Source organism: Brachybacterium sp. AOP25-B2-12 (genome assembly GCF_052378625.1).
Lineage (GTDB): Bacteria > Actinomycetota > Actinomycetes > Actinomycetales > Dermabacteraceae > Brachybacterium.
The window spans coordinates 1-1,046 of the sequence record NZ_JBQSXW010000065.1 but is presented as its reverse complement, the minus strand read 5'-3'; the positions used below and the strand labels follow the sequence as shown (position 1 = coordinate 1,046).

General features: G+C 59.6%; 1 protein-coding gene. It reads right to left on the bottom strand.

All coding sequences use genetic code 11. From position 1 onward, the window contains the following. Window positions 1-753 (bottom strand): glycosyltransferase (locus tag ACT3TZ_RS15150; RefSeq protein WP_444584241.1); only part of this gene is annotated, 753 nt, incomplete at its 3' end. Between the last annotated feature and the right edge of the window lie 293 nt (window positions 754-1,046).

The following is a 1,046-nucleotide window of genomic DNA, read 5'->3' as shown; positions in this document are numbered from 1 at the left end:
GGAAAAGTCTGTTGCGATAATAGGTAGACCCACCGCTGCACCTTCACCCAACGTGAGCCCGTAGCTTTCTGCATGGGAGTTTGTGGGGTGTACAAGCGCTCGCGCACCCCAGTACAGATCCCACTTATCTCTCTCGGATACGTCCGGCATAACCAATAGTTGCGCGCCAGGGGCATGCTTCGCGAACATCTGCGCGATCGCCGCAGTGGACGCCTCGTCGCGCTCCTTCCCAGCAATGACGATCGCCGGAGCACTCGCGGGACCGCCGCTGGCAACGAGAGCACCAACCGCTCGAGCATAGGACTCGAAGTCGAACTTGTCGTGCGGATCTAGGCGTCCAACCGTCAGGAGGTACCCATGATCACCAAAGTTTGGCGGATCCTTTGGTGGGGCCATGGGTTCGTTAATTCCGTACGGGACTACAACGCGCTTTCGTTCGCGCATCGAGCAGCCCGACAGACGCAAGAGCTCACGTTCCATCGATCGCGATGCCGTGCGAGCAGCAGAGCTTGGGAAAATCTGCACATCCCCCCGCACGGGTTTCCAAAAAGCATCGGATTGAATCCGAAATGCGGAGGGGCCATAACCGATGCTGTGCCCCATTGTAACAATGGGCGCCCTAAGTTCGTGCATGCATCGAAAAATAGAGAGCCTATCGGCATACTGCCGCTGAGCATCGAACAGCACGAGTCGCTCGGCATCCGAGGGCAAATTCTGTGACGCAAGAGGCGCACCAGTGAACACGTTGTACATCCCGCGTGGAGTCAAGATGCACCACTGCCCAACCCGTCCCCCTTCGCGCCATTGGTCTCTCAGTGCGCCGGCGACACCCTGGCGGCCATTGTTTGGGTTTCCGGCGTCGCCACCGAGGAGAGCCTCAGCGTCCGTCATGTTGTCCGCGATTGAGAGCAGCTGCAAGTCGTTCCTCCTGAGGGCAACGGCCCGCCCTTGCAAGTGGAGGGCGGAAGGGTTGTTTGCCAAACACGACCCCCCGACGCCCGGATCCATGTACGGTGCAGACCTAGCCTACGTGGCCTGAGTCACAC